The organism is Ideonella azotifigens (assembly GCF_006519715.1).
In the GTDB taxonomy this organism is placed as follows: domain Bacteria; phylum Pseudomonadota; class Gammaproteobacteria; order Burkholderiales; family Burkholderiaceae_C; genus Ideonella; species Ideonella azotifigens.
Genome location: NZ_VIDT01001000.1, coordinates 1 through 1,520, shown reverse-complemented (window position 1 = coordinate 1,520; position 1,520 = coordinate 1). Strand labels below are relative to the sequence as shown.

2 protein-coding genes are annotated in these 1,520 nt (G+C 70.1%); both read left to right on the top strand.

Translation table 11 applies throughout. The annotated features are described in order from the left end of the window. Nucleotides 1-740: N-acetylglucosamine-6-phosphate deacetylase (locus FKP22_RS30055; RefSeq protein WP_141291877.1), on the top strand; the 740-nt coding region annotated here is incomplete at its 5' end. Further along, a partial coding sequence (locus tag FKP22_RS30050; protein ID WP_375140633.1) for an SIS domain-containing protein occupies nucleotides 721-1,520 on the top strand: 800 nt, incomplete at its 3' end. The genes FKP22_RS30055 and FKP22_RS30050, both read left to right, overlap by 20 nt.

The window sequence follows — 1,520 nt, the reverse complement described above, 5'->3', positions numbered from 1 at the left end:
ACATCAACCCCGGCAAGCTGGGCGCGCAACCGGACTTCGCCCGCGAGGCGTCCATCAGCGAGGTGCGCCGGCTGCATGCGCTGGCGCCGATCCGCCTCATCACCGTCGCGCCCGAGCTGCCCGGCCACCTGCAGCTGATCGGCCAGATGGTGGCCGAAGGTTTCCGCGTGCAGGTCGGCCACACGGCCGGTTGTTATGAAGACGGCGTGGCCGCGCTGGAGGCCGGCGCCGGTGGCTTCACGCACCTGTTCAACGCGATGACCGGCATGCACCACCGCGAGCCCGGCATGGTGGGCGCGGCGCTGGCGCATGGGCATTACGCCGAGATCATCCCGGACCTGCTGCACGTGCACCCCGGCGCGCTGAAGGTCGCGCTGCGCACCATTCCGCGGCTGTATTGCGTGACCGACTCGACTGCCGCGGCCGGCATGCCAGACGGCGAGTACCACCTGGGCCGGCACAAGGTCTTCAAATGCCTGGGCGGCGTGCGCCTGGCCGACGGCACGCTCGCCGGCAGCGCCTTGACGATGGACCAGGCGCTGCGCAATTTCGTCAGCCTGGGCCTGGACGTGGCCGAGGCTTCGGCCCGCACCTCGACCTTCGCGGCCGACTACCTGGGCCTGGCCAAACGCGGCCGCCTGGTGGCCGGCGCGATGGCCGATCTCGTGATGTTGGACCCTGCGCTGACCCTGCAGCGCGTGGTCGTGGAAGGAGAGTCGATTGAACTCCAGGATGCTTGAAGAGACCCGCGAGGCCCCGGCCGCCGTGGCCCGCCAGATGGCGGCCGACGCCGACACCTACGCAGCCCTGGCCCGCAGCCTGCGCGAGCAGCCGCTGCAAGGCCTGCTGACGGTGGCGCGCGGCAGCTCGGACCATGCCGCGCACTACATGGCCTACCTGGCGATGGCGCGCATGGGCCGCCTGGTGACCTCGCTGCCGATGTCGCTGCTGACGCTCTACCAATCCTCGCTGCACTGCGAGGGCCTGATGTCACTGGCGTTTTCGCAGTCCGGCCAGAGCCCGGACCTGGTCGCGCCCACGCGCTTCTTCCGCGCCGGCGGTGCCCGCACCGTGGCTGTCGTCAACCAGGTGGACTCGCCACTGGGCGAGGCCGCGCAGTGGGTGCTGCCGCTGCACGCCGGACCCGAGAAGAGTGTGGCCGCGACCAAGAGCTACATCGCCCAGCTGGTGGCCGGCGCACGCCTGGTCGCCAACTGGCAGCAGGACGCCGCGCTGCTGCGCGCGCTGGAGGCCCTGCCCGAAGCGCTCTCGCAAGCCCTAGCCTTGGACTGGACGCCGGCCGTCGAGGTGCTGACCGGCGCCGACAAGCTGTTTGTCATCAGCCGCGGCACCGGCCTGGCGGTGGCGATGGAAGCCGCGCTGAAGTTCAAGGAAACCTGCGGCATCCAGGCCGAGGCCTTCTCGGGCGCCGAGGTCAAGCACGGGCCGATGGCGCTGGTCGATGAAGGCTACCCGCTGCTGGTGTTCGAGGTCTGCCGAAAAGACGTTTTTCACGTAAC